The sequence below is a fragment of the Streptococcus sp. WM07 genome, assembly GCF_004570525.1.
In the GTDB taxonomy this organism is placed as follows: Bacteria; Bacillota; Bacilli; order Lactobacillales; family Streptococcaceae; genus Streptococcus.
The window spans coordinates 1-305 of record NZ_SPPZ01000314.1 but is presented as its reverse complement, the minus strand read 5'-3'; the positions used below and the strand labels follow the sequence as shown (position 1 = coordinate 305).

Sequence of the window (305 nt, the reverse complement as noted above, 5' to 3'; positions counted from 1 at the left end):
CGCTCAAGCCAAGAAGGATGAAATTGACGCTCGCTCTGATCTAACAGACGAAGAGAAAGCAGCAGCTAAGGCTCAAGTTGATGCAGAAGCAGAAAAAGCCAAAGCTGCAGTAGATGCAGCAACAACAAATGCAGGAGTTGAAGAAGCTAAGACTGCAGGTGTTGACACTGTTAAAGCTATTAACCCAGATGCAGTTGCTAAGCCTGAAGCGAAGAAAGCCGTCGATGAAGCCGCTCAAGCCAAGAAGGATGAAATTGACGCTCGCTCTGATCTAACAGACGAAGAGAAAGCAGCAGCTAAGGCTC

Annotated in this window: 1 protein-coding gene; it reads left to right on the top strand. The window is 47.5% G+C overall.

Annotated features, from left to right (window positions below):
- The coding region (locus tag E4T71_RS09370; RefSeq protein ID WP_135039018.1) for a DUF1542 domain-containing protein at nt 1–305 on the top strand (305 nt) is incomplete at both ends.